Origin of the sequence: Streptomyces diastatochromogenes, from assembly GCF_002242805.1 — a bacterium.
GTDB classification, from domain to species: domain Bacteria; phylum Actinomycetota; class Actinomycetes; order Streptomycetales; family Streptomycetaceae; genus Streptomyces; species Streptomyces diastatochromogenes.
Genome location: NZ_MCGQ01000005.1, coordinates 169,359 through 193,120, shown reverse-complemented (window position 1 = coordinate 193,120; position 23,762 = coordinate 169,359). Strand labels below are relative to the sequence as shown.

The 23,762-nt window shown below is 70.1% G+C and carries 25 protein-coding genes; 15 read left to right on the top strand and 10 right to left on the bottom strand.

Annotated elements, in window-relative coordinates:
* Nucleotides 1-64: 64 nt before the first annotated feature.
* The 5 genes from pgl to tkt are packed head-to-tail and all read right to left on the bottom strand — an operon-like array spanning nt 65 to nt 6,654.
* Nucleotides 65-847 carry a 6-phosphogluconolactonase gene (gene pgl / locus BEK98_RS03175; protein WP_094214804.1) on the bottom strand — a complete coding sequence of 261 codons (783 nt, stop codon included), beginning with the start codon at nt 845-847 and terminating at the stop codon, nt 65-67.
* Nucleotides 844-1,878: a glucose-6-phosphate dehydrogenase assembly protein OpcA gene (opcA, locus tag BEK98_RS03170; RefSeq protein ID WP_094214803.1), complete on the bottom strand. Its 1,035-nt coding sequence runs from the start codon at nt 1,876-1,878 to the stop codon at nt 844-846. The genes pgl and opcA overlap by 4 nt, the downstream gene beginning before the upstream one ends.
* A complete protein-coding gene (gene zwf, locus BEK98_RS03165) occupies nt 1,875-3,413 on the bottom strand; it encodes a glucose-6-phosphate dehydrogenase (protein ID WP_094214802.1) in 1,539 nt (512 codons plus the stop codon). Before zwf ends, opcA begins: the two co-directional genes overlap by 4 nt.
* A gap of 1 nt (nt 3,414) precedes the next feature.
* Nucleotides 3,415-4,533 (bottom strand): transaldolase, encoded by a 1,119-nt coding sequence (tal, locus tag BEK98_RS03160; protein ID WP_094214801.1) that lies wholly within the window; start codon nt 4,531-4,533, stop codon nt 3,415-3,417.
* A 33-nt stretch (nt 4,534-4,566) separates the two neighbouring features.
* A complete protein-coding gene (gene tkt / locus BEK98_RS03155; protein WP_094214800.1) occupies nt 4,567-6,654 on the bottom strand; it encodes a transketolase in 2,088 nt (695 codons plus the stop codon).
* A gap of 361 nt (nt 6,655-7,015) precedes the next feature.
* Between tkt and BEK98_RS03145 the strand changes: the two genes are divergently transcribed.
* The 4 genes from BEK98_RS03145 to BEK98_RS03130 all read left to right on the top strand — a co-directional run bounded on the left by BEK98_RS03145 (nt 7,016) and on the right by BEK98_RS03130 (nt 10,353).
* On the top strand, nt 7,016-7,984 hold the full coding sequence (locus tag BEK98_RS03145; RefSeq protein ID WP_425276581.1) for a heme o synthase: 969 nt from the start codon (nt 7,016-7,018) through the stop codon (nt 7,982-7,984).
* Between the two features lie 73 nt (nt 7,985-8,057).
* Nucleotides 8,058-8,390, top strand: a complete 333-nt coding sequence (locus BEK98_RS03140) for a hypothetical protein (protein ID WP_094214798.1) — start codon at nt 8,058-8,060, stop codon at nt 8,388-8,390.
* 100 nt (nt 8,391-8,490) lie between these two features.
* Nucleotides 8,491-9,597 carry an amidohydrolase family protein gene (locus BEK98_RS03135; protein ID WP_094214797.1) on the top strand — a complete coding sequence of 369 codons (1,107 nt, stop codon included), beginning with the start codon at nt 8,491-8,493 and terminating at the stop codon, nt 9,595-9,597.
* A gap of 18 nt (nt 9,598-9,615) precedes the next feature.
* A complete protein-coding gene (locus BEK98_RS03130; RefSeq protein WP_094214796.1) occupies nt 9,616-10,353 on the top strand; it encodes a nucleotidyltransferase domain-containing protein in 738 nt (245 codons plus the stop codon).
* Here the strand turns inward: BEK98_RS03130 and BEK98_RS03125 are convergent.
* From BEK98_RS03125 to BEK98_RS03110, 4 genes are all read right to left on the bottom strand, one after another.
* The gene (locus BEK98_RS03125) at nt 10,308-11,327 is read right to left on the bottom strand and encodes a COX15/CtaA family protein (protein WP_094214795.1); all 1,020 of its coding nucleotides are present in this window, start codon (nt 11,325-11,327) and stop codon (nt 10,308-10,310) included. The two genes, BEK98_RS03130 and BEK98_RS03125, sit on opposite strands and share 46 nt — an antisense overlap.
* A 77-nt stretch (nt 11,328-11,404) precedes the next feature.
* Entirely contained in the window at nt 11,405-12,121 is a 717-nt protein-coding gene (locus BEK98_RS03120; RefSeq protein ID WP_244201724.1) for an ABC transporter permease, read from the bottom strand.
* Nucleotides 12,122-12,174: 53 nt separating this feature from the next.
* Nucleotides 12,175-13,098, bottom strand: coding sequence for an ABC transporter ATP-binding protein (locus BEK98_RS03115; RefSeq protein WP_094214793.1), 924 nt, complete (start codon nt 13,096-13,098; stop codon nt 12,175-12,177).
* 31 nt (nt 13,099-13,129) lie between these two features.
* Entirely contained in the window at nt 13,130-13,945 is an 816-nt protein-coding gene (locus BEK98_RS03110; RefSeq protein ID WP_094214792.1) for an AAC(3) family N-acetyltransferase, read from the bottom strand.
* A 206-nt stretch (nt 13,946-14,151) separates the two neighbouring features.
* Here BEK98_RS03110 and BEK98_RS03105 point away from each other — a divergent pair, with 206 nt between their 5' ends.
* From BEK98_RS03105 to BEK98_RS03070, 8 genes are read left to right on the top strand one after another with little or no spacing between them, the layout of a single operon-like run.
* Complete coding sequence (locus tag BEK98_RS03105; protein ID WP_094214791.1) at nt 14,152-14,895, top strand: helix-turn-helix transcriptional regulator; 744 nt, start codon at nt 14,152-14,154, stop codon at nt 14,893-14,895.
* On the top strand, nt 14,892-16,313 hold the full coding sequence (sufB, locus tag BEK98_RS03100; RefSeq protein WP_094214790.1) for a Fe-S cluster assembly protein SufB: 1,422 nt from the start codon (nt 14,892-14,894) through the stop codon (nt 16,311-16,313). The genes BEK98_RS03105 and sufB overlap by 4 nt, the downstream gene beginning before the upstream one ends.
* 55 nt (nt 16,314-16,368) lie before the next feature.
* Nucleotides 16,369-17,553, top strand: coding sequence for a Fe-S cluster assembly protein SufD (gene sufD / locus BEK98_RS03095; protein WP_094214789.1), 1,185 nt, complete (start codon nt 16,369-16,371; stop codon nt 17,551-17,553).
* Nucleotides 17,550-17,867, top strand: coding sequence for a non-heme iron oxygenase ferredoxin subunit (locus tag BEK98_RS03090; protein WP_094214788.1), 318 nt, complete (start codon nt 17,550-17,552; stop codon nt 17,865-17,867). Before sufD ends, BEK98_RS03090 begins: the two co-directional genes overlap by 4 nt.
* Nucleotides 17,868-17,874: 7 nt before the next feature.
* A complete protein-coding gene (gene sufC / locus BEK98_RS03085; RefSeq protein WP_094214787.1) occupies nt 17,875-18,639 on the top strand; it encodes a Fe-S cluster assembly ATPase SufC in 765 nt (254 codons plus the stop codon).
* A complete protein-coding gene (locus tag BEK98_RS03080) occupies nt 18,636-19,892 on the top strand; it encodes a cysteine desulfurase (protein WP_094214786.1) in 1,257 nt (418 codons plus the stop codon). The genes sufC and BEK98_RS03080 overlap by 4 nt, the downstream gene beginning before the upstream one ends.
* Before the next feature lie 18 nt (nt 19,893-19,910).
* Nucleotides 19,911-20,378 carry a Fe-S cluster assembly sulfur transfer protein SufU gene (gene sufU, locus BEK98_RS03075; protein ID WP_094214785.1) on the top strand — a complete coding sequence of 156 codons (468 nt, stop codon included), beginning with the start codon at nt 19,911-19,913 and terminating at the stop codon, nt 20,376-20,378.
* A complete protein-coding gene (locus BEK98_RS03070; RefSeq protein WP_094214784.1) occupies nt 20,375-20,707 on the top strand; it encodes a metal-sulfur cluster assembly factor in 333 nt (110 codons plus the stop codon). The genes sufU and BEK98_RS03070 overlap by 4 nt, the downstream gene beginning before the upstream one ends.
* A gap of 83 nt (nt 20,708-20,790) precedes the next feature.
* Here the strand turns inward: BEK98_RS03070 and BEK98_RS03065 are convergent, their stop codons facing one another.
* Nucleotides 20,791-21,606: an AbfB domain-containing protein gene (locus BEK98_RS03065; RefSeq protein WP_094214783.1), complete on the bottom strand. Its 816-nt coding sequence runs from the start codon at nt 21,604-21,606 to the stop codon at nt 20,791-20,793.
* A 187-nt stretch (nt 21,607-21,793) separates the two neighbouring features.
* On the opposite strand from BEK98_RS03065, the gene BEK98_RS03060 reads away from it, so the two are divergent.
* The 3 genes from BEK98_RS03060 to dapD all read left to right on the top strand — a co-directional run bounded on the left by BEK98_RS03060 (nt 21,794) and on the right by dapD (nt 23,710).
* Entirely contained in the window at nt 21,794-22,114 is a 321-nt protein-coding gene (locus BEK98_RS03060) for a DMT family transporter (RefSeq protein ID WP_094214782.1), read from the top strand.
* Complete coding sequence (locus tag BEK98_RS03055) at nt 22,114-22,650, top strand: TetR/AcrR family transcriptional regulator (protein WP_094214781.1); 537 nt, start codon at nt 22,114-22,116, stop codon at nt 22,648-22,650. The genes BEK98_RS03060 and BEK98_RS03055 overlap by 1 nt, the downstream gene beginning before the upstream one ends.
* A gap of 73 nt (nt 22,651-22,723) precedes the next feature.
* Nucleotides 22,724-23,710, top strand: a complete 987-nt coding sequence (dapD, locus tag BEK98_RS03050; protein ID WP_094214780.1) for a 2,3,4,5-tetrahydropyridine-2,6-dicarboxylate N-succinyltransferase — start codon at nt 22,724-22,726, stop codon at nt 23,708-23,710.
* The last annotated feature ends 52 nt before the right edge of the window (nt 23,711-23,762 follow it).

Sequence of the window (23,762 nt, the reverse complement as noted above, 5' to 3'; positions counted from 1 at the left end):
GAGGTCCCGGATGGCACCTCCGCTTTTCTGCCTACCGAGTCGGGTGGTCGGTGGGCACCCCGGCTTACGGGGACGCCGGCGGATACAGCGACCGGGGCAGCTGGGAAGCCGCGGCCGCGTCCAGTAGCCACAGCGTCCGCTGACGGCCGTACGCTCCCGCCGCCGGTGCCTGGACCTCGCCCGCGCCCGACAGGGCGATGGCCACGGCCTGGGCCTTGTCCTCGCCGGCCGCCAGGAGCCAGACCTCGCGGGCCGAGCGGATCGCCGGCAGGGTCAGCGAGACCCGGGTCGGCGGCGGCTTGGGGGCGCCGTGGACGCCGACCACCGTGCGCTCGGTTTCGCGGACCGCGGGCAGCTCGGGGAAGAGCGAGGCCACGTGGGTGTCCGGGCCGACGCCCAGCATCAGCACGTCGAAGGAGGGAACGGCACCGTGGTTCTCGGGGCCGGCCGCCTTCGCCAGTTCCGCCGCGTACGCCTCCGCGGCCGCCTCCACGTCCGCACCGTACGGCCCGTCGGACGCGGGCATGGCGTGCACACGCTCCGGGTCCACCGGTACGGCGTCCAGCAGGGCCTCGCGGGCCTGCGTGACATTGCGCTCCGGGTCGCCCTCGGGGAGGAAGCGCTCGTCGCCCCACCAGAGGTCGAGCCGGCTCCAGTCGACGGTGTCCCGGGCGGGGGCCGCCGCCAGCGCGGCGAGCAGGCCGTTGCCGTTGCGGCCCCCCGTGAGGACCACGGACGCGTGGCCCCGGGAGGCCTGCGCGTCCACGATCTTCGTGATCAGACGGGCCGCGGCGGCCTGCGCCATCAGCTCCTTGTCGCGGTGCACGACCAGTTGCGGAGTGCTCACTTCGCCGCCGCCTTCTTCGCCGGGGCCTTCTTGGCGGCCGCCTTCTTGGCAGGGGCCGCGGCGACCTCGGCCTCGGCCACCGGCTGAGCCGCGGCGGCCTCCGCACCCGTGTTCAGCCGCTCCACGCCGTAGCGCAGCGCCGACGCGTAGGTGTCGTCCGGGTCGAGCCGGCGCAGCTCCTCCGCGATCAGCTCGGCGGTGTCCCGCCGCTTGAGCGCCACCGCGCGGGCCGGCTGGCCCTCGATGGCCAGGGTGGCCAGCGAGCCGTCGGCCCGGTCCAGGACGATCGGGCCGCAGCTGGTGTCCATACGGACGGCGGTCAGGCCCGGGCCCGAGGACAGGGAGCGCTTGACGGGCACGTCCAGGCGGTCCGCGAGCCACATCGCGAGCAGCTCGCAGCTCGGGTTGAACTCCTCGCCCTCCACCTCGACGGTCTGCACCTCGCAGACCACCTGGTCCAGGGCCGCCGCCAGCATCGAGCGCCACGGCGTGATCCGGGTCCAGGACAGGTCCGTGTCGCCGGGCGTGTAGGCCTCGGCACGGGCGGACAGCTCCCGTACCGGCTGCTCGGCGGCGTAGGTGTCGGTGACCCTGCGCTGGGCGAGCGCGCCGAGGGGGTCCTTGGCCGGGTCCAGCGGGGCGTTCACCGGCCACCAGACGACGACCGGGGCGTCCGGCAGCAGCAGCGGCAGGACGACCGAGTCGGCGTGGTCGGACACCTCGCCGTACAGCCGCAGCACCACCGTCTCTCCGGTGCCCGCGTCCGCGCCCACCCGCACCTCGGCGTCCAGCCGGGACGACGTACGGTCGCGCGGGGAGCGGGAGACGCGCTTGATGACCACCAGCGTGCGCGAGGGGTGCTCGCGCGACGCGTCGTTGGCGGCCTTGAGGGCGTCGTAGGCGTTCTCCTCGTCGGTGACGATGACGAGGGTCAGGACCATGCCCACGGCGGGGGTGCCGATGGCCCGGCGGCCCTTGACGAGCGCCTTGTTGATCTTGCCGGCGGTGGTGCCGGTCAGGTCTATCTTCATGGCCGGCGCCAGCTCCGTCCGTCTCGTCCGAGCATCTCGTCCGCCTCGGCGGGGCCCCAGGTGCCCGACGGGTACTGCGCGGGCCTGCCGTGCTTGTCCCAGTACGACTCGATCGGGTCGAGGATCTTCCAGGACAGCTCGACCTCCTCCGTGCGCGGGAAGAGGTTGGCGTCGCCCAGCAGCACGTCCAGGATCAGCCGCTCGTAGGCCTCCGGGCTGGACTCCGTGAAGGACTCGCCGTAGGCGAAGTCCATGGACACGTCCCGGATCTCCATCGAGGTGCCCGGCACCTTCGAGCCGAAGCGGACCGTGATGCCCTCGTCCGGCTGGACGCGGATGACCACCGCGTTCGAGCCCAGCTCCTCCGTCGCCGTGTGGTCGAAGGGGGAGTGCGGCGCCCGCTGGAAGACGACGGCGATCTCGGTGACGCGGCGGCCGAGGCGCTTGCCGGTGCGCAGATAGAAGGGGACGCCCGCCCAGCGGCGGTTGTCGATCTCCAGCTTCACGGCCGCGTAGGTGTCGGTCTTCGACTTGGGGTCGATGCCGTCCTCTTCGAGGTAGCCGATGACCTTCTCGCCGCCCTGCCAGCCCGCCGCGTACTGGCCGCGGACGGTGCTGCGGCCGAGGTCCCTCGGCAGCCGGACGGCGCCGAGCACCTTGGTCTTCTCGGCGGCCAGCGCGTCCGCGTCGAAGGAGGCGGGCTCCTCCATCGCGGTCAGCGCGAGCAGCTGGAGCAGGTGGTTCTGGATGACGTCACGGGCGGCGCCGATGCCGTCGTAGTAGCCGGCGCGGCCGCCGACGCCGATGTCCTCGGCCATGGTGATCTGCACATGGTCCACGAAGGACCGGTTCCAGATCGGCTCGAACATCGTGTTGGCGAAGCGCAGCGCCAGTATGTTCTGGACGGTCTCCTTGCCGAGGTAGTGGTCGATCCGGAACACCTGGTCCGGCTCGAACACCTCGTGCACGACCTTGTTCAGCTCCTCGGCCGACTCCAGGTCGTGGCCGAACGGCTTCTCGATGACCGCGCGGCGCCAGGAACCGCCGGTCTGGTCGGTCAGTCCGTGCTTCTTCAGCTGCTGGATGACCACGGGGAAGGAGCGCGGCGGCACCGACAGGTAGAAGGCGAAGTTGCCGCCCGTGCCCTGTGCCTTGTCCAGCTCCTCGATGGTGGCGCGCAGCCGCTCGAAGGCGTCGTCGTCGTCGAAGGTGCCCTGGACGAAGCGCATCCCCTGGATGAGCTGCTGCCAGACCTCCTCACGGAACGGCGTACGGGCGTGCGCCTTGACGGCGTCGTGGACCTCGGCTGCGAAGTCCTCGTGCTCCCACTCACGGCGGGCGAAGCCCACCAGGGAGAAGCCCGGCGGCAGCAGACCCCGGTTCGCGAGGTCGTACACCGCGGGCATCAGCTTCTTGCGGGACAGGTCGCCCGTGACGCCGAAGATCACCAGGCCCGACGGCCCCGCGATACGCGGGAGCCGTCGGTCGGCGGGGTCACGAAGCGGGTTCGCTCCGGAACCAGCAAGGGGTGACAAATCAGCCCTCCGAGGGAGCGAGGCGCTGCAGCTCCGCCTCGGTCGACTTCAGCAGGTCGTTCCAGGACGCCTCGAACTTCTCGACGCCCTCGTCCTCCAGCACCTGGACGACGTCGTCGTACGAGATCCCGAGCTTCTCCAGCGCGTCGAGGTCGGCGCGCGCCTGCCCGTAGGTGCCGGCGACGGTGTCGCCGGTGATCTCGCCGTGGTCCTCGGTGGCCTCCAGGGTGGCCTCCGGCATGGTGTTGACCGTGTTCGGCGCGACCAGGTCCGTCACGTACATGGTGTCCTGGTAGGCCGGGTCCTTCACGCCGGTCGACGCCCACAGCGGACGCTGCTTGTTGGCGCCCGCGTTCTCCAGCGCGCTCCAGCGGTCGGAGGAGAAGACCTCCTCGTACGCCTGGTAGGCGAGGCGCGCGTTGGCGACGGCGGCCTTGCCGCGCAGCGCCTTGGCCTCGTCGGTGCCGAGGGCGTTCAGCCGCTTGTCGATCTCGGTGTCCACGCGGGACACGAAGAAGGACGCCACGGAGTGGATCAGGGAGAGGTCCAGGCCCTTCTCGCGCGCCTTCTCCAGGCCCGTGATGTAGGCGTCCATGACCGCGCGGTAGCGCTCCAGGGAGAAGATCAGCGTGACGTTGACGCTGATCCCGTTGCCGATCGTCTCGGCGATCGCCGGCAGACCCGCCTTGGTGGCCGGGATCTTGATCAGGGTGTTCGGGCGGTCGACCAGCCAGGCCAGCTGCTTGGCCTCGGCGACGGTCGCCCGGGTGTTGTGGGCCAGCCGCGGGTCGACCTCGATGGAGACCCGGCCGTCCTGGCCGTCGGTGGAGTCGAAGACGGGGCGCAGGATGTCGGCGGCGTCGCGGACGTCCGCCGTGGTGATCATGCGGATGGCCTCTTCGACCGTGACCTTGCGGGCGGCGAGGTCCGCGAGCTGCTGCTCGTAGCCGTCGCCGCTGCTGATCGCCTTCTGGAAGATCGTCGGGTTGGTGGTGACGCCCACGACGTGCTGCTGGTCGATCAGTTCGGCGAGGTTGCCGGACGTGATCCGCTTGCGCGACAGGTCGTCCAGCCAGATCGCGACGCCTTCCTCGGAGAGGCGCTTGAGTGCGTCTGTCATGGAATTACATCTCCTACGTGTCGTATATGAGCGTCAGCGCTGAGTGTCGGCGAGGGATTCCCGCGCCTTCGCGGCCACGTTCTCGGCAGTGAAGCCGTACTCGCGGAAGAGGACCTTGCCGTCCGCGGAAGCACCGAAGTGCTCCAGGGAAACGATGCGGCCGGCGTCCCCGACGTACTTGTGCCAGGTGAGGCCGATGCCCGCCTCGACGGAGACACGGGCCTTCACGGACGGCGGCAGCACGGAGTCCCGGTACCCCTGGTCCTGCTCCTCGAACCACTCCACCGACGGCATGGACACGACCCGCGTCGGCACACCCTCGGCCTGCAGCTGCTCGCGCGCCTCGACGGCCACGTGCACCTCGGAACCGGTGGCGATCAGGATCACCTGCGGCTCGCCGCCGTCGGCCTCGAACAGCACGTAACCACCGCGCGCGGCCTCGTCGTTCGGCTCGTAGACCGGCACACCCTGGCGGGTCAGCGCGAGGCCGTGCGGGGCGCCCTTGCCGAACTCCTTGGTGTAGCGCTTGAGGATCTCGCGCCAGGCGATCGCGGTCTCGTTGGCGTCCGCGGGGCGGACGACGTTCAGACCGGGGATCGCGCGCAGCGAGGCCAGGTGCTCGATGGGCTGGTGGGTCGGGCCGTCCTCGCCCAGACCGATGGAGTCGTGCGTCCACACGTACGTCACCGGCAGGTGCATCAGGGCCGACAGGCGCACCGCGTTGCGCATGTAGTCGGAGAAGACGAGGAACGTACCGCCGTAGACACGGGTGTTGCCGTGCAGCGTGATGCCGTTCATCTCCGCGGCCATGGAGTGCTCGCGGATACCGAAGTGGATGGTGCGGCCGTACGGGTCCGCCTCCGGCAGCGGGTTGTCCGCCGGCAGGAACGAGCTCTCCTTGTCGATGGTCGTGTTGTTCGACCCGGCGAGGTCGGCGGAGCCGCCCCACAGCTCGGGGACGATCGCGCCCAGCGCCTGCAGCACCTTGCCGGAGGCGGCACGCGTCGCGATGCCCTTGCCCGGCTCGAAGACCGGGAGCTTCTCCTCCCAGCCGGTGGGCAGCTCGCCCGCGCTGATGCGGTCGAACTCGGCCGCGCGCTCGGTGTTGTTGTCGCGCCAGAGCTGGAAGGACTTCTCCCACTCCGCCTTGAACTCACGGCCGCGCTCGACGGCCTGGCGGGTGTGGCCCAGCACCTCGTCGGAGACCTCGAAGGACTGCTCCGGGTCGAAGCCGAGGACGCGCTTGGTGGCCGCGACCTCGTCGTCGCCCAGCGCCGAGCCGTGTGCGGCCTCGGTGTTCTGCGCGTTCGGGGCCGGCCAGGCGATGATCGAGCGCATCGCGATGAAGGACGGCTTGTCCGTCACCTTCTTCGCGGCCTCGATCGCGTTGTAGATGGCGTGCGGGTCGAGGTCGCCGTCCGGCTTCGGGGCGATCCGCTGCACGTGCCAGCCGTAGGCCTCGTACCGCTTGGCGGTGTCCTCGGAGACGGCCGTCTCGGTGTCGCCCTCGATCGAGATGTGGTTGTCGTCCCACAGCAGGATCAGGTTGCCCAGCTCCTGGTGGCCGGCGAGCGAGGACGCCTCGGCGGAGATGCCCTCCTGCAGGCAGCCGTCACCGGCGATGCAGTAGATGAAGTGGTCGAAGGGGGACTCGCCCTGCGGGGCGTCCGGGTCGAACAGACCGCGCTCGTAGCGGGCGGCCATGGCCATGCCCACCGCGTTGGCGACACCCTGGCCCAGCGGGCCCGTGGTGGTCTCGACACCCTTGGTGTGCCCGTACTCCGGGTGGCCCGGGGTCTTCGAGCCCCAGGTGCGGAAGGACTTCAGGTCGTCCAGCTCCAGGCCGAAGCCGGCCAGGAAGAGCTGCGTGTAGAGGGTCAGGGACGAGTGACCGGCGGACAGCACGAAGCGGTCGCGGGCGACCCACTCCGGGTCGGCCGGGTCGTGCCGCATCACCTTCTGGAAGAGGGTGTAGGCGGCCGGAGCCAGGCTCATCGCCGTACCGGGATGGCCGTTGCCGACCTTCTGTACGGCGTCGGCGGCCAGGACGCGGGCGGTGTCCACGGCCCGCTGGTCCAGCTCGGTCCACTCAAGGTCTGTGGTGGTCGGCTTGGTGCTCACCCTGGGTCAGGGCTCCTCTCCACATGTCGGTCGCCGGTCTTCGGGGCATGCCCCCACCCGGCCGCCGGTGCACTTCTGCCCACCGGCCGCTGTTGAGCCTACCCCCGTAAGGACGTGCATTTTTTCGAGTGATTCCAGACTGCCGGGACTCTTGGAGATCCGCCTCCCGACTGGCCGAGGACGCATTCGGCACATGAATACGGAGCCGCTCATCTGACTGCTCAATCGAGCCCTCGGACCCCTCTAATGCGCCGGTCGCCAACACGACCCCACCCCCGCGAAGGCCGAGGTATGGGCAACGTCTAAAGTGGCGTGGTACGCGCGAGCCTTTACCGGGACTTCACAGGGGAGGCTTGCTGGGATGTCTCTGTCAGGGGTGTGCGTGACGGCCGTCGAATCCCGTCCAGCGGGTGCGCTCGGGACGAGCCAAAGCCCGGTTCACCGGCCGTTCGGGGCCCGTGTCAAGGCATTCGTGGCTCTGACCAAGCCGCGGATCATCGAGCTGCTGCTCATCACCACCGTTCCGGTGATGTTCCTGGCGCAGCAGGGTGTACCCGACCTGAAGCTGGTCCTGCTCACCTGCCTCGGCGGCTACCTCTCGGCGGGCGGCGCCAACGCGCTGAACATGTACATCGACCGGGACATCGACGCCCTGATGGACCGCACCTCGCAGCGCCCGCTGGTCACCGGGATGGTCAGCCCGCGCGAGTGCCTGGCCTTCGGCATCACCCTCGCGGTCGTCTCGACGCTGCTGTTCGGGTTGACCGTCAACTGGCTGAGCGCCTGGCTGTCACTCGGAGCGCTCCTTTTCTACGTCGTCGTCTACACGATGATCCTCAAGCGGCGTACGTCGCAGAACATCGTGTGGGGCGGTATCGCCGGCTGCCTGCCGGTGCTGATCGGCTGGTCCGCCGTCACCGACTCGATGTCCTGGGCGCCGATCATCCTCTTCCTCGTCATGTTCTTCTGGACGCCGCCGCACTACTGGCCGCTGTCCATGAAGGTCAGGGAGGACTACGCGCGCGTGGGCGTGCCGATGCTCCCGGTCGTCGCCTCCAACAAGGTGGTCGCCCGGCAGATCGTCATCTACAGCTGGGTGATGGTCGCCGTCTCCCTGCTGCTGACCCCGCTCGGCTACACCGGCTGGTTCTACACCCTGGTCGCCCTCGCGGCCGGCGGCTTCTGGCTGTGGGAGGCGCACGGGCTGCAGAACCGGGCGAAGGCCGAGGTGACCGGCGCCAAGCTCAAGGAGATGCGCCTGTTCCACTGGTCGATCACCTACGTGTCGATCCTCTTCGTCGCGGTCGCGGTGGACCCCTTCCTGCGCTGACGCGCCGCCGTACGGCACAGGTCACAGGGCCCTGCTCTCGCCAGCCGATCTACCCGTGAGTAGCATCCTGGCCATGGCAGACACGCAGCAGGTTGACCCGAAGGCCGAGCGTACGGCGGCCCGGCTCGCGAAGCAGATCAGCGCCTTCTCCAAGGCGCACGGCGGCGCCGAGGGCCAGGTGGCCCACATCGGCGAGCGCGGCGCCCGGATCGTCCTCGTCGGCGAGGACGGCGGCTGGGGCGACCTGGTGGCCCCCAGCACCGAGATCGCCGAGCAGGCGGTGCGGAAGGCGGGCATCACGGTCCACGAGTCCTTCGACGGCGAGTTCGCGGCGAAGGTGAAGACGGGGCCGTACGAGTGGAAGCGGATGGCCGGGATCCAGCTCGGCGGTCCGAGCAACGCCTGAACCGGCCACACCGGAACCAGCAACACCTGACACCAGCAACACCTGACACCCGGTTCACCCGTTAGGACGTGTGAGGAACGTCCAGCCCCGGGGAGCCCGGATGATCGAAACGCCGTCCCTGGTGGACCAGTACTGCCACGGTGTCCTGAGAACGGAACTGGGCCTCGGCACGTTCGAGGCCCAGCTCGCGCGCACCGAGGGCCCGCCCGCCCCGGGCACCACCCTCTTCGACACCCAGACCGGCTTCGCCGTACGCCGCTGGTGCCCGCCCCTCCTCGGCCTGGAACCCCACTGCTCGCCGGCCCGCTATCTCGCCCGGCGCCGCGAACTCGGCGTACTCGAAGCCGGCCGCAGGCTGCTGCGCGGCAGCGGCATCACCACCTACCTCGTCGACACGGGCCTGCCCGGCGACCTCACCGGCCCCGCCGAGATGGCCTCCACGGGCGACGCCGAGGCCTGCGAGATCGTCCGGCTCGAACTGCTCGCGGAGCAGGTCGCCGACACCTCGGGCACCGTCGAGTCGTTTCTCGCCAACCTCGCCGAGTCGGTGCACGGAGCCGCCGCGAACGCCGTCGCCTTCACCTCCGTGGCAGGTCTGCGGCACGGCCTCGCGCTCGCGCCGGAACCGCCCGGCCCGGGCGAGGTGCGCGGCGCGGCGGGCCGCTGGCTGGCCGGGCGGCGGGTCGGCGGCGAGCTGAGCGACCCGGTGCTGCTCCGGCACCTGCTGTGGATCGCGGTCGCCTCGGGGCTGCCCCTCCAGCTGCACTCCGGTCTCGGCGAGCCCGGCTCGCGCATCGACCGTACGGACCCGGTGCTGCTCACCGACTTCGTCCGGGCAACCGCCGGGCTCGGCACGGATCTGGTCCTGCTGCACGGCTACCCGTACCACCGCCACACCGCCCACCTGGCCGGCGTCTTCCCGCACGTGTACGCCGACTCGGGCGCGGCCCTCGTCCGCACCGGTGCCCGTGCGGCCACGGTCCTCGCCGAGACCCTGGAGCTGGCCCCGTTCGGCAAGATCCTCTTCTCCAGCGGCGCCCACGGCCTGCCCGAGCTGCACGTGGCCGGGGCCCGTCTGTTCCGCGAGGCGCTGGGCCGGGTGCTGGGCGGCTGGGTGGCGGAGGGCGCGTGGTCCCTGGGGGACGCGCAGCGGGTGGCCCGGATGGTCGCGGCGGACAACGCGCGCAGGGTTTATGGGCTGGGGTGAGCCGTACAGACTGAGCGGATGGAGACCGAGACGTTACTGGACCGCTTCCTCCGTGAACTGACGGCACTGAGGCCCGTCGCCGTCTGGGCGCACGGCTCGCTCGCCGGGGGCGACTACCAGGAGGGCCGCAGCGACCTGGATCTGATCGCGGTGCTGCCCCACCCCGTGACCCCGGGGGACGTATGGAAGGTGGCCGTCGTGCACGCCCGCATGCGGGCCCAGCCCCTCGCCGCCGCGCTGCACTGCACCTACCTCACCCCGGACACCGTGGACGACGCCGCCCGCCGCCATCTGACGTGGGCGCACGAGCAGTTGTTCAAGCGGACGGTCACCCCGGTGACCCGGCGTGAGCTGCACTCCTTCGGGCGGGTGCTGCACGGGCGCGTGCCCGCCGGGCTGCTGCCGCCGGTGCCGGACCGGGAACTCGGCGACTTCGTCGTACGCGACCAGCGGGACTTCTGGCGGCCGGCCGTCGACAAGGCACCGCTGTGGACGCAGGACGTGTGGGTCGACCTGGGGATGGTCACCTTCGCCCGTGCCACCGTCACCGCGCGCGACGGACGGCTGATCTCCAAGCGCGAGGCCCTGGACCTGCTGCCCGGCCTGGGCGCACCCGTCGAGGTCGTCGAGGACATCCGCCGACGCCGCTACGGCGGTTCCGCGCCGCCCACCGAGGAGTGGACGGCGCGTCGGGCCCTGCTGACCCGGGGCTACCTGGGCCCGGCGATCGACGCGCTCACGGCGTCGTGCGACTGAGCGGGGAAACCGGCCGTCACATCGGGGCGTTCCCGCAGCGACAGCAGGACGCGCAGGACACCGATCCACACCAGGCACGAGCCGAACATGTGGAGGCCGACGAGCGCCTCGGGCAGGTGCGTGAAGTACTGGACGTAGCCGATGACACCCTGCGCGAGCAGGATCAGGAACAGCTCGCGGGTGCGGTCGAGGGGGCCCTTGGGGGCGTCGACGGCCTTGAGCACGAACCACAGGGCGAAGGTGAGGGTCACCACGATCCAGGCGAGCACGGCGTGCAGCTTGCTGACCGTCTCCCAGTCGATCGGGATCCGCTCGACCTCGCTGGAGTCGCCCGCGTGCGGCCCGGCCCCGGTCACCACCGTGCCGACCGCGATGAGCAGCGCGGACGCGGTCACCAGGAACCAGACCAGCTGCCGCACGGCCTTGCCGACCAGGGGCCGCGGCTCCCCGTCGCCCTCGCGGGTGCGCTGCCACATCACCGTGGCGACGGTGATGAGGCCCGTGGAGAGCAGGAAGTGCGCGGCGACCGTGTACGGGTTCAGGCCCACCAGGACCACGATGCCGCCGAGCACCGCGTTGCCCATGACCACCCAGAACTGCGTCCAGCCGAGCCGGGTGAGGCTGCGCCGGTACGGCTTCTCGGAGCGGGCGGCGATGATCGCCCAGCCGACGGCCGCGCACAGCACGTACGTCAGCATGCGGTTGCCGAACTCGATGGCTCCGTGGAAGCCCATCGCGCTGGTGGTGGTCAGCGAGTCGTCGGTGCACGTGGGCCAGGTCGGGCAGCCCAGGCCCGAGCCCGTCAGGCGTACGGCACCGCCGGTGACGACGATGACCACCGACATGACGAGCGCGGCGAGTGCCGCCCGCCGGACCGTCCGGGGATCCGGGGTCCAGCGTGCGGCGATGAAGGCGAGCGGGTTGCGCAGGGCCGCCACGGCGTCGGCGGGGGTCAGCTTTGGCACGCGCACCATCGTAGGCCGCCGCTTGTGCACGCTTTCACGAGGGGCACCCCGAACACGAGGGTCACGCCTCCGTGGCTGCTCCCCGGTTACTCCCAGCGGAAGAACTTCCCGGCCGCCGCGAGCCCCACGACCGCCCACACGGCGAGGATGCCCAGGTCGCCCCACGGCATCCCGGCGCCGTGCTGGAGCACGTCCCGCAGGCCGTCGGAGAGGGCCGAGATGGGCAGCAGGCCGAGGATCTGCTGGCCCGCCGAGCCGAACTTGTCCAGCGGCACGATCACGCCGCCGCCGACGAGCAGCAGCAGGAAGACCAGGTTGGCGGCGGCCAGGGTCGCCTCCGCCTTCAGGGTGCCCGCCATCAGCAGGCCGAGGCCCGAGAAGGCGGCCGTGCCGAGGATCAGCAGGAGCAGGACGGCGAGGGGGTTGCCGTGCGGGGACCAGCCCAGCGCGAAGGCGATCACCGTCAGCAGGATCACCTGGAGGACCTCCGTCACCAGGACGGACGCCGTCTTCGCGGCCATCAGGCCCCAGCGCGGCAGCGGGGAGGAGGCGAGCCGCTTCAGCACGCCGTAGCGGCGCTCGAAGCCGGTCGCGATGGCCTGCCCGGTGAACGCCGTCGACATCACGGCGAGGGCCAGGATGCCCGGCGCGAGGAAGTCGACCGCCTTGCCCTTGCCGGTGTCGACGATGTCCACGGAGCCGAAGAGCACCAGCAGCAGGGTCGGGATCACGACCGTCAGCAGCAGCTGCTCGCCGTTGCGCAGCAGCATCTTGGTCTCCAGCGCCGCCTGGGCCGCGATCATGCGGGGGAGGGGCGCCGCGCCCGGCTTGGGGGCGTACGTACCCGTCGCGGTCGTCACGAGCGCAGCTCCTTGCCGGTCAGCTCAAGAAAAACGTCTTCCAGGGTGTGCCGCTCCACCGAGATCCGGTCCGGCATCACCCCGTGCTGGGCGCACCACGAGGTCACCGTGGCCAGCAGCTGCGGGTCGACCTTGCCGACGACCCGGTAGCTGCCCGGGGTCAGCTCGGCGGCCGTGCAGTCGGCCGGGAGCGCCTTGAGCAGGGAGGCCACGTCGAGGCCGGGACGGCCGGTGAAGCGCAGGGTGTTCTCGGCGCCGCCCTTGCACAGCTCCTCCGGGGAGCCCTGGGCGATGACCCGGCCGCCGTCGATGATCGCGACGTCGTCGGCGAGTTGCTCGGCCTCTTCCATGTGGTGCGTGGTGAGGATCACCGAGACGCCGTCGGCGCGCAGGTCCCTGACCAGGTCCCAGGTGGCCCGGCGGGCCTGCGGGTCGAGGCCGGCCGACGGCTCGTCGAGGAAGACCAGTTCCGGGCGCCCGACGACGGCCATGGCGAGCGCCAGCCGCTGCTGCTGGCCGCCGGACAGCCGGCGGTAGCTGGTGCGGCCGCAGGAGCCGAGCCCGAGGCGTTCGATCAGCGCGTCCACGTCCAGCGGGTGCGCGTGCAGCTTGGCGACGTGGCGCAGCATCTCGTCCGCTCTGGCGCCGGAGTACACGCCCCCGGACTGGAGCATCACGCCGATGCGCGGACGCAGCTCGGCGGCCTGCCGTACCGGGTCGAGGCCCAGGACGCGCACCGTGCCGGCATCCGGCTTCCGGTACCCCTCGCAGGTCTCGACCGTGGTCGTCTTCCCCGCCCCGTTGGGGCCGAGTACGGCGGTCACTCCCGCCTGGGCCGCCAGGTCGAGGCCGTCCACCGCGGTCTTCGTGCCGTACCGCTTCACCAGGGCCTGGACCTGGACCACGGGCTCACTTCGCATGGATCCAGAGTCTAGGGAGGCGCTGGGCCGTTCAGGCGGGCGGGTAGGGGAACTCCTCCTCACGGGGGCGGTGCACGGCCAGCCACCGTTCGGCGTAGGCCACCGCGTCCGCCACCGGGAACAGCCGGGCGTCGGCCGCGCCCACCTTGCCGCGTACGACGGGACGGTCCCGTTCGAAGTCGTGGCCCAGCTCGTCGAAGCGGTCCGAGGTGATCGACACCTCGGTCACCGTCTCCCAGCCACCGCCCGGCGCCGGCCGGCCGACCGGCACCAGCGGCGACGGTATGCGGTACTCGGCCAGGTGGAAGCTGGTGCAGGCGTCGTAACCCGCGCCGAGCAGCAGCACCCGGGCGCCCAGCCGCTCCAGCCTGGCCAGCGGGCTGCGCTCGCCCAGCCGGCAGTCGGGGGCGTGGCCGTCGACTATCTCCGCGGCGCGGGGCCCGAGCGCGGCGAAGGAGGTCTGCGGGTGCGCGCTGCGCAGGGCACCCGGCCAGGTGCGGACGGCCTCCGGTATCACCCCGACCCCGCGCGACGGGGTGATCAGGGGGTCGTAGCCGGGCATCGTGGCCCGGATCCGGTCCCACCACTCCTCGGGCACCGGAGGGCTGCCCCACACGGCCGGGTCGGACAGGCCGCCGGTCTGGGTGGGCACGACGAGCGTGCCGGAGGGGCCGAGCGCGTCGAGGAGTCCCTGGACGACGGCGACGGCGCCTCCGTTGACCCAGCCGAGGGAACTCAGCGAGGAATGTACGAGGAGGATCTCGCCGGTCTCGACACCCAGCAGCCGCAGCTGCGTGGAGACCGTGTCGCGAGTGACAAGAGGGCCGGTCGGAGGGGGTGTGGACATGGTTCGGGAGTCTTCCCGACGGGCGTGGAAGACGCCACCGTTTTGCGGTCCCGGCCCAGGTCGGACGATCGGCGGACCACCGCCGAATGATCGATCAGAAGATCATTTCCGCAGGTCAGATTAGGTATGCCTAAGTGACGCAGGGCACCGCCTGATGATCCCGACGGCGCTTGTCAGGCTCCGAAGAATTACGCAACAATGGCGTTGTGAAAAACGTCGGCGAGGCTCGGGAGACCCCGGTGGGTTCCCCTCAGGAGGAGCTCGCGACTGGGGAGCGCTCGACGCGCAACCGGGTCGCGCGGTCCATCCTGGACCACGGCCCGTCGACCGTCACCGAACTCGCCGGACGCCTGGGCCTGACCCCGGCGGCCGTACGACGGCATCTGGACGCGCTGGTCGCGGACGACGTCGTCGAGGCGCGCGAGCAGCGGGTGTACGGCACGCGCACGCGTGGCCGTCCGGCCAAGGTCTTCGCGCTGACGGACTGCGGCCGGGACGCCTTCGACCAGTCGTACGACAAGCTCGCCGCGGACGCCCTGCGCTGGATCGCCGAGCGGGAGGGCGGGGCCGACGCGGTCGCCGCTTTCGCCCGCGCCCGGATCGCCGCCCAGGCGGGCGCGTACCGCAAGGCGATCGAGAGCGTCAGCCCCGACGAGCGCACCGAAGCGCTGGCCAAGGCCCTGAGCGTGGACGGGTACGCTGCTACGGCGCGTAGCGCACCGGTCGGCGAACAGCTGTGCCAGCACCACTGCCCGGTCGCCCACGTGGCGGAACAGTTCCCGCAGCTGTGCGAGGCGGAGACGGAGATCTTCGCCGAGCTGCTGGGGACCCACGTCCAGCGACTGGCGACCATCGCGCACGGCGACGGCGTCTGCACGACGTTCATCCCCAAGATTTCCAAGACCAGCGACAACGCATCTGCTAGCACGGCCGGGAGGAACCCCGCATGACTCTCCCCACGGAGACTGCCCACCCCGAACTCGAGGGTCTGGGCAAGTACGAATACGGTTGGGCCGACTCCGACGAGGCCGGCGCCTCTGCGAAGCGTGGTCTGAACGAGGACGTGGTCCGGGACATCTCGGGGAAGAAGTCCGAGCCGGAGTGGATGACCAAGCTCCGCCTCAAGGGCCTGCGCCTCTTCGAGAAGAAGCCCATGCCGAACTGGGGCTCGGACCTGTCGGGCATCGACTTCGACAACATCAAGTACTTCGTGCGCTCCACGGAGAAGCAGGCGGAGTCCTGGGAGGACCTGCCCGAGGACATCAAGAACACCTACGACAAGCTGGGCATCCCGGAGGCCGAGAAGCAGCGCCTCGTCGCCGGTGTCGCCGCCCAGTACGAGTCGGAGGTCGTCTACCACCAGATCCGCGAGGACCTGGAGGAGCAGGGCGTCATCTTCCTCGACACCGACACCGCGCTGAAGGAGCACCCGGAGCTCTTCAAGGAGTACTTCGGCACGGTCATCCCGGTCGGTGACAACAAGTTCGCGTCGCTGAACACCGCCGTGTGGTCGGGCGGCTCCTTCATCTACGTCCCGCCGGGCGTCCACGTGGAGATCCCGCTCCAGGCCTACTTCCGGATCAACACGGAGAACATGGGCCAGTTCGAGCGGACCCTGATCATCGTCGACGAGGGTGCCTACGTGCACTACGTCGAGGGTTGTACGGCCCCGATCTACAAGTCGGACTCGCTGCACAGCGCCGTGGTCGAGATCATCGTCAAGAAGAACGCCCGCTGCCGCTACACGACCATCCAGAACTGGTCGAACAACGTCTACAACCTGGTCACCAAGCGCGCCGTGGCCTACGAGGGCGCGACCATGGAGTGGATCGACGGCAACATCGGCTCCAAGGTGACGATGAAGTACCCGGCCGTCTACCTGATGGGCGAGCACGCCAAGGGCGAGACCCTCTCCATCGCCTTCGCGGGCGAGGGGCAGCACCAGGACGCCGGCTCCAAGATGGTCCACATGGCGCCGAACACCTCGTCCAACATCGTCTCCAAGTCGGTGGCGCGCGGTGGCGGTCGTACGTCCTACCGCGGTCTCGTCGAGATCGGCGAGGGCGCCCATGGCTCCAAGTCGAACGTGCTGTGCGACGCGCTGCTCGTCGACACCATCTCCCGCTCCGACACGTACCCGTACGTGGACGTCCGCGAGGACGACGTGTCCATGGGCCACGAGGCGACCGTCTCCAAGGTCAGCGACGACCAGCTCTTCTACCTGATGAGCCGGGGCATGACCGAGTTCGAGGCGATGGCGATGATCGTGCGCGGCTTCGTCGAGCCGATCGCCAAGGAGCTCCCGATGGAGTACGCCCTTGAGCTCAACCGGCTGATCGAGCTGCAGATGGAAGGCGCGGTCGGCTAAGCCAGCCCCATCGGTCAGCACACGTCTTACTCAGAAAGCGAGCACTACGACAGCCATGGCTGAGGCTCAGAACATCCCGGTGGGCTCCACCACCGCCGGCCAGATCGCGGTGGCCGCCGAGTCGACCGTCGCCACGCGCATGAGCGCGCCCCCGTCCTACGACGTCGCGGACTTCCCGGTCCCGCACGGCCGCGAGGAGGAGTGGCGGTTCACCCCGCTGGAGCGCCTGCGCGGGCTGCACGACGGCACCGCCGTCGCCAACGGCGAGGGCGTGAAGGTCACCGTCGAGGCCCCCGAGGGCGTCACCGTCGAGACCGTCGGCCGCGACGACGCGCGCGTCGGCAAGGCGGGCACCCCGGTGGACCGCGTGGCCGCCCAGGCGTACTCGGCGTTCGAGCAGGCCGGCGTGGTCACCGTCCCCAAGGAGACGGTGCTCACCGAGCCGATCCGCATCGCCGTGCACGGTGCGGGCGGGGTCGCCTTCGGCCACCAGGTCATCGAACTGGGTGCCTTCGCCGAGGCCGTCGTCGTCATCGACCACACCGGTGACGCGGTGCTCGCCGCCAACGTCGACTACATCCTGGGCGACGGCGCCAAGCTGACCGTCGTCTCCGTCCAGGACTGGGACGACAAGGCCGTGCACGTCGGCCAGCACAACGCGCTGATCGGCCGGGACGCCACCTTCAAGTCGTTCGTGGTCACCTTCGGCGGCGACCTCGTCCGTCTGCACCCGCGCGTGACGTACGCCGGCACGGGCGGCGAGGCCGAGCTCTTCGGCCTGTACTTCACGGACGCCGGGCAGCACCAGGAACACCGCCTGCTGGTCACCCACAACACTCCGCACTGCAAGTCGAATGTCGCCTACAAGGGCGCGCTCCAGGGCGACGACGCGCACGCGGTGTGGATCGGCGACGTGCTCATCGAGGCCAAGGCCGAGGGCACGGACACGTACGAGATGAACCGCAACCTGGTCCTCACGGACGGCGCGCGGGTCGACTCGGTGCCGAACCTGGAGATCGAGACCGGCGAGATCGTCGGCGCCGGCCACGCCTCCGCGACCGGCCGCTTCGACGACGAGCAGCTCTTCTACCTGATGGCCCGCGGCATCCCGGAGTACGAGGCCCGCCGTCTCGTCGTCCGTGGCTTCTTCGCCGAGCTGGTCCAGCAGATCGGTGTCACGGACATCGAGGAGCGCCTGCTCGCGAAGATCGAGCAGGAGCTGGAGGCTTCGGTCGCATGACCTTCGTACGCGCCTGTGGGCTGAGCGAGCTGGAGGAGGACACCCCGAAGCGGGTGGAACTCGACGGCACGCCCGTGTCCATCGTGCAGACCGAGGGCGAGGTCTTCGCGATCCACGACATCTGCTCCCACGCGAACGTCTCGCTCTCCGAGGGCGAGGTGGAGGACTGTCAGATCGAGTGCTGGCTGCACGGCTCCAGCTTCGACCTCCGCACCGGCAAGCCGTCCGGCCTCCCCGCGACGCGCCCCGTCCCCGTTTACCCCGTAAAGATCGAAGGGGACGACGTTCTCGTCTCCCTCACCCAGGAGTCCTGAGGCACCCATGGCAACGCTTGAAATCCGAGACCTGCACGTCACCGTCGAGGCCGACAACGCCACGAAGGAGATCCTCAAGGGCGTCGACCTCACCGTGAAGCAGGGCGAGACGCACGCCATCATGGGCCCCAACGGCTCCGGCAAGTCGACCCTCGCCTACTCGCTCGCGGGTCACCCGAAGTACACGATCACCGGCGGCACCGTGCTGCTCGACGGCGAGGACGTCCTGGAGATGTCCGTCGACGAGCGCGCCCGCGCGGGCCTGTTCCTGGCGATGCAGTACCCGGTCGAGGTCCCCGGCGTCTCGGTCTCCAACTTCCTGCGCACCTCCGCCACCGCCATCCGCGGCGAGGCCCCCAAGCTGCGTACCTGGGTGAAGGAGGTCAAGGAGGCCATGGAGCGCCTCAACATGGACCCGGCCTTCGCCGAGCGCAACGTCAACGAGGGCTTCTCCGGCGGTGAGAAGAAGCGCCACGAGATCCTCCAGCTCGAGCTGCTCAAGCCGAAGGTCGCGATCCTCGACGAGACCGACTCCGGTCTGGACGTCGACGCGCTCCGCATCGTCTCCGAGGGCGTCAACCGCGTCCGTGAGACCGGCGAGGTCGGCACCCTGCTGATCACGCACTACACGCGCATCCTGCGCTACATCAAGCCCGACTACGTCCACGTCTTCTCCGCGGGCCGGATCGTCGAGTCCGGCGGTGCCGAGCTCGCCGACAAGCTGGAGGACGAGGGCTACGAGTCGTACACGAAGGGTGGCGCATCCGAGTGACACAGCTGCCGGGCCTCCTCGACACCGAGGCGATCCGCAAGGACTTCCCCGTCCTGGACCGACTGATCCACGACGGCAAGAAGCTCGTGTACCTGGACAACGCGGCGACCTCGCAGAAGCCGCGCCAGGTGCTGGACGCCCTGAGCGAGTACTACGAGCGCTACAACGCCAACGTCCACCGCGGTGTGCATGTGCTCGCCGAGGAGGCCACGGCGCTGTACGAGGGCGCGCGTGACAAGGTCGCCGCGTTCATCAACGCGCCGAGCCGCGACGAGGTGATCTTCACCAAGAACGCCTCCGAGTCGCTGAACCTCGTGGCGAACATGCTGGGCTGGGCCGACGAGCCCTACCGGGTGGACCACGAGACCGAGATCGTCATCACGGAGATGGAGCACCACTCCAACATCGTGCCGTGGCAGCTGCTGGCGCAGCGCACGGGCGCGAAGCTGAAGTGGTTCGGCCTCACCGACGACGGCCGTCTCGACCTCTCCAACATCGACGAGATCATCACCGAGAAGACGAAGATCGTCTCCTTCGTGCTGGTGTCGAACATCCTGGGCACGATCAACCCGGTCGAGGCGATAGTGCGCCGGGCGCAGGAGGTCGGTGCGCTGGTGTGCATCGACGCCTCGCAGGCCGCCCCGCACATGCCGCTGGACGTGCAGGCCCTGCAGGCCGACTTCGTGGCCTTCACCGGCCACAAGATGTGCGGCCCGACCGGCATCGGCGTCCTCTGGGGCCGCCAGGAGCTGCTGGAGGACCTGCCTCCGTTCCTGGGCGGCGGCGAGATGATCGAGACGGTGTCGATGCACTCCTCGACCTACGCTCCCGCGCCCCACAAGTTCGAGGCGGGTACGCCCCCGATCGCGCAGGCCGTCGGCCTGGGCGCCGCGATCGACTACCTGAACTCGATCGGCATGGACAGGATCCTCGCCCACGAGCACGCGCTCACGGAGTACGCGGTCAAGCGCCTGGCGGAGGTCCCGGACCTGAGGATCATCGGCCCGACCACGGCCGAGGACCGCGGCGCCGCGATCTCCTTCACCCTCGGGGACATCCACCCGCACGACGTGGGCCAGGTCCTCGACGAGCAGGGCATCGCGGTCCGCGTCGGCCACCACTGCGCGCGGCCCGTCTGCCTCCGCTACGGAATTCCTGCGACCACGCGAGCGTCGTTCTATCTGTACTCCACGCCGGCCGAGATCGACGCACTGGTCGACGGCTTGGAGCACGTACGGAACTTCTTCGGCTGAGAGGCGTGAGCTGAAACCGTGAAGCTGGACTCCATGTACCAGGAAGTCATCCTGGACCACTACAAGAACCCGCACGGGCGTGGTCTCCGGGATGGCGACGCCGAGGTGCACCACGTGAACCCGACGTGCGGCGACGAGATCACCCTCCGAGTGAAGTACGACGGCACGACCATCGAGGACGTCTCGTACGAGGGCCAGGGCTGCTCCATCAGCCAGGCCTCGGCCTCCGTGCTGAACGAACTCCTCGTCGGCAAGGAACTGGCCGAGGCGCAGAAGATCCAGGAGACCTTCCTGGAGCTGATGCAGTCCAAGGGCCGGATCGAGCCGGACGACGCGATGGAGGAGGTGCTGGAGGACGCGGTCGCGTTCGCCGGTGTCTCCAAGTACCCGGCCCGGGTCAAGTGCGCCCTCCTCAGCTGGATGGCGTGGAAGGACGCGACGGCCCAGGCCCTGGGCGGGGCCGACGCCGAAAGGAAGACGGCATGAGCGAGACCGTTGAGATGAAGCCGGCCTCGGAGGAGGAACTCCGCGAGGCGCTGTACGACGTCGTCGACCCCGAGCTGGGCATCGACGTGGTCAACCTCGGGCTGATCTACGGCATCCACATCGACGACGCGAACATCGCGACGATCGACATGACCCTGACCTCCGCCGCCTGCCCGCTGACGGACGTCATCGAGGACCAGGCCAAGTCCGCCACGGACGGCCTGGTCAGCGAACTCCGCATCAACTGGGTCTGGATGCCCCCGTGGGGCCCCGACAAGATCACGGACGACGGCCGGGAGCAGCTTCGGGCGCTCGGGTTCAACGTCTGAGACATCCGCGTACGTGAAGCGGCGGCACCTGACGGGTGCCGCCGCTTCCGTGTGTCCGGCTTCGTGTGTCCGGCTTCGTCGGCTCAGGCGAGCCCGTCCACCAGCCGGAACGCCGAGTCCGCCCGGTACAGGTCCGTGTTCTGGTACGGGTCCAGCTCCAGCTGGAAGTTCTGGTGGCGCAGGAAGCGGCCGGGGTAGTTGGCCGACTCCAGCATGGTCGCGCCGGTGACGGAGGAGGTGCGGGGGCAGAACGTGGCGTCCTGGCGGAACAGGCGGGAGCCGTCGTCGTGTTCGGCGCGCAGGACGAAGTTGCGGTGGCGGAGGTAGTCGCCGTCGGCCGTGGCGAAGGAGTAACAGCGGGCGTCCGACAGGCCCTTGACCAGGGTGAAGGTGGCGGCGCGGCGGGCGGAGGGGGAGTCGACCGGGTCGAGCTTCACGTAGTCGCCGACGACGTGCCAGTAGCGGTCGGGGTAGTTCAGGGACTGGATCGAGCGCCGGTCGGCGGCCGGCTTCCGGGAACTTCCGTGGTGAGCCGGGGACTTGGCGGGGGTGGGCTTCGCGTCGGCCGTGTGGGTGGGCGTGGGGGACGCGGTGCTGGAGGGGGTCGGCGAGGTCATGCTCGTGCTGCCCTTCGGCGGAGCGGTCGTACTCGTCGAAGGGGAGGCGAAGGAGAGCAGGCCGGGGCCGTTGTCCGTGGGTGCTCCGGTCGCGGGCGGGGTGGCCTGCTGGTCGTGGGTCCTGTCGTTGACGGCTATCGCCGTCACACAGGCTGCGATCGTGGCCACGGCAAGTGCGCCGGCCAGCCAGAGTCTTCGGGTGCCGGGAGCCCGGGAGGTGTCCGGGGTCCAGCCGTTCTCCCAGGGCTGGCGTTGCGGGGAGTGGGGGGTGTTCTCAGGCATACGGTTCTCCACCGCCGCCCGGGGCGGCGGCCGGGGGTTGTGTGGGTGAGGTGAGTGACGTGTGAAGCCGAAGTGGTGCCGAGGGGCTGCACATTAGTGGAGCGGGGTGGTGTAGCGAGCGGTTTCTGTGAAACTGAAACTTTCCTGTTGTGTACGGTCGTACATAACGTTGTGTACGCTTGTCCTCATGGGATACCTGTTGCTCGCCGGCGCCATCGCCGCCGAGGTCGCCGCCACGACGGCGATGAAGTACAGCGAGGGGTTCAGCAGGCTCTGGCCCTCGCTCGTGACGGCGCTGGGCTACGTCGTCTCCTTCGCACTGCTCGCCCAGACGCTGAAGAGCGTGTCGATCGGCACGGCGTACGCGATCTGGGCCGGGGTGGGCACCGCGACCATCGCCGTCATCGGCCTGGTGCTGTTCGGGGAGGGGCTGAGCGCGGCCAAGGTCACCGGGATCCTGCTGATCGTCGGGGGAGTGGTGGTGCTGAACCTGGGCGGGGCGCACTGATGCCCCGCCGTTACGACCCCGAGCGGCGCCAGCGGATCATCGACGCGGCGATCCGGGTCGTGGGGGAGAAGGGCATCGCCGGGCTGAGTCACCGCACCGTCGCCGCCGAGGCGGACGTGCCGCTCGGCTCCACGACCTATCACTTCGCCACCCTGGACGACCTCCTGGTGGCCGCCCTGTACCAGGCCAACGAGGGCTTCGCCGGGGTGCTCGACGCCAGCGGGGTGCTGGCGGACGCCCACGGCGACCTGGCGGCGGGCCTCGCCCGGATCCTCGGCGAGTGGCTGGGCGGGGACCGGCCGGGTGTCGAGCTGGAGTACGAGCTGTATCTCGCGGCCCTCAGGCGCCCCGCCCTGCGCCCCGTCGCCGCCCAGTGGACCGAGGAGACGGCCGCGCGGCTCGCCGAACACACCGATCCGGTGACGGCCCGGGCCCTGCTCGCGCTGATGGACGGCATCTGTCTGCAGGTGCTGCTGACGGGCGGTTCCTACGACGAGGAGTACGCGCGCGGCGTGCTGGCTCGGGTGATCCCCTGAACCCGCGCCCGGCACCTGAGACGCCCCCCGCGCGGGTTCGCTCCCACGCCCTCCCCCGCGTTAGGTTTCCTTCATGACCGACACTGCTTCCCGTACCACCGGCGCCGTCGCCGCCGGTCTCGCCACTCTCGCCTCCGACGGCACCGTTCTCGACACCTGGTTCCCGGCCCCCGAGCTGGCCGTGGAGCCCGGCCCCGCCGGCACCGAGCGGCTCTCCGCCGAGCAGGCCGCCGAGCTGCTCGGCAGCGGCGCCACCGCGGCGGTCGGCCCGGACGCCCGCCGGGGTGTCGAGGTGGTCGCGGTCCGTACGGTCATCGCCTCCCTCGACGACAAGCCGCTCGACGCGCACGACGTCTACCTGCGCCTCCACCTGCTCTCGCACCGCCTGGTCAAGCCGCACGGCCAGAACCTGGACGGCATCTTCGGGCACCTCGCCAACGTGGCCTGGACCTCGCTCGGCCCGGTCGCCGTGGACGACGTCGAGAAGGTGCGGCTGAACGCCCGTGCCGAGGGTCTGCACCTCCAGGTCACCTCGATCGACAAGTTCCCGCGGATGACCGACTTCGTCGCCCCCAAGGGCGTGCGGATCGCCGACGCCGACCGGGTCCGCCTCGGCGCGCACCTCGCCGCGGGCACCACGGTCATGCACGAGGGCTTCGTGAACTTCAACGCCGGCACGCTCGGTACCTCCATGGTCGAGGGCCGTATCTCCGCGGGTGTCGTGGTCGGCGACGGCTCGGACATCGGCGGCGGCGCGTCCACCATGGGCACGCTGTCCGGTGGCGGCAACGTGATCATCTCCATCGGTGAGCGCTGCCTGATCGGTGCCGAGGCGGGTGTCGGCATCGCGCTCGGCGACGAGTGCGTGATCGAGGCCGGCCTGTACGTCACCGCGGGCACCCGGGTGACGATGCCCGACGGCCAGATCGTCAAGGCCCGTGAGCTGAACGGCGCCTCCAACATCCTCTTCCGCCGCAACTCGGTCACCGGTGTCGTCGAGGCCCGTCCGAACAACGCGGTGTGGGGCGGTCTGAACGACATCCTGCACAGCCACAACTGAGTCTAGCGACGCAGACGATCAACGGCGGCCGCGTGTGCGGCCGCCGTTGCGT

Coding starts and splice junctions, on each gene's coding strand:
- opcA (WP_094214803.1), bottom strand. CDS start 1,878: ATGAAGATAGACCTGACCGGCACCACCGCCGGCAAGATCAACAAGGCG.
- tal (WP_094214801.1), bottom strand. CDS start 4,533: ATGACAGACGCACTCAAGCGCCTCTCCGAGGAAGGCGTCGCGATCTGG.
- BEK98_RS03145 (WP_425276581.1), top strand. CDS start 7,016: ATGTCTCTGTCAGGGGTGTGCGTGACGGCCGTCGAATCCCGTCCAGCG.
- BEK98_RS03140 (WP_094214798.1), top strand. CDS start 8,058: ATGGCAGACACGCAGCAGGTTGACCCGAAGGCCGAGCGTACGGCGGCC.
- BEK98_RS03135 (WP_094214797.1), top strand. CDS start 8,491: ATGATCGAAACGCCGTCCCTGGTGGACCAGTACTGCCACGGTGTCCTG.
- BEK98_RS03130 (WP_094214796.1), top strand. CDS start 9,616: ATGGAGACCGAGACGTTACTGGACCGCTTCCTCCGTGAACTGACGGCA.
- BEK98_RS03125 (WP_094214795.1), bottom strand. CDS start 11,327: ATGGTGCGCGTGCCAAAGCTGACCCCCGCCGACGCCGTGGCGGCCCTG.
- BEK98_RS03120 (WP_244201724.1), bottom strand. CDS start 12,121: ATGATCGCGGCCCAGGCGGCGCTGGAGACCAAGATGCTGCTGCGCAAC.
- BEK98_RS03115 (WP_094214793.1), bottom strand. CDS start 13,098: ATGCGAAGTGAGCCCGTGGTCCAGGTCCAGGCCCTGGTGAAGCGGTAC.
- BEK98_RS03110 (WP_094214792.1), bottom strand. CDS start 13,945: ATGTCCACACCCCCTCCGACCGGCCCTCTTGTCACTCGCGACACGGTC.
- sufB (WP_094214790.1), top strand. CDS start 14,892: ATGACTCTCCCCACGGAGACTGCCCACCCCGAACTCGAGGGTCTGGGC.
- sufD (WP_094214789.1), top strand. CDS start 16,369: ATGGCTGAGGCTCAGAACATCCCGGTGGGCTCCACCACCGCCGGCCAG.
- BEK98_RS03090 (WP_094214788.1), top strand. CDS start 17,550: ATGACCTTCGTACGCGCCTGTGGGCTGAGCGAGCTGGAGGAGGACACC.
- sufC (WP_094214787.1), top strand. CDS start 17,875: ATGGCAACGCTTGAAATCCGAGACCTGCACGTCACCGTCGAGGCCGAC.
- BEK98_RS03070 (WP_094214784.1), top strand. CDS start 20,375: ATGAGCGAGACCGTTGAGATGAAGCCGGCCTCGGAGGAGGAACTCCGC.
- BEK98_RS03065 (WP_094214783.1), bottom strand. CDS start 21,606: ATGCCTGAGAACACCCCCCACTCCCCGCAACGCCAGCCCTGGGAGAAC.
- BEK98_RS03060 (WP_094214782.1), top strand. CDS start 21,794: ATGGGATACCTGTTGCTCGCCGGCGCCATCGCCGCCGAGGTCGCCGCC.
- BEK98_RS03055 (WP_094214781.1), top strand. CDS start 22,114: ATGCCCCGCCGTTACGACCCCGAGCGGCGCCAGCGGATCATCGACGCG.
- dapD (WP_094214780.1), top strand. CDS start 22,724: ATGACCGACACTGCTTCCCGTACCACCGGCGCCGTCGCCGCCGGTCTC.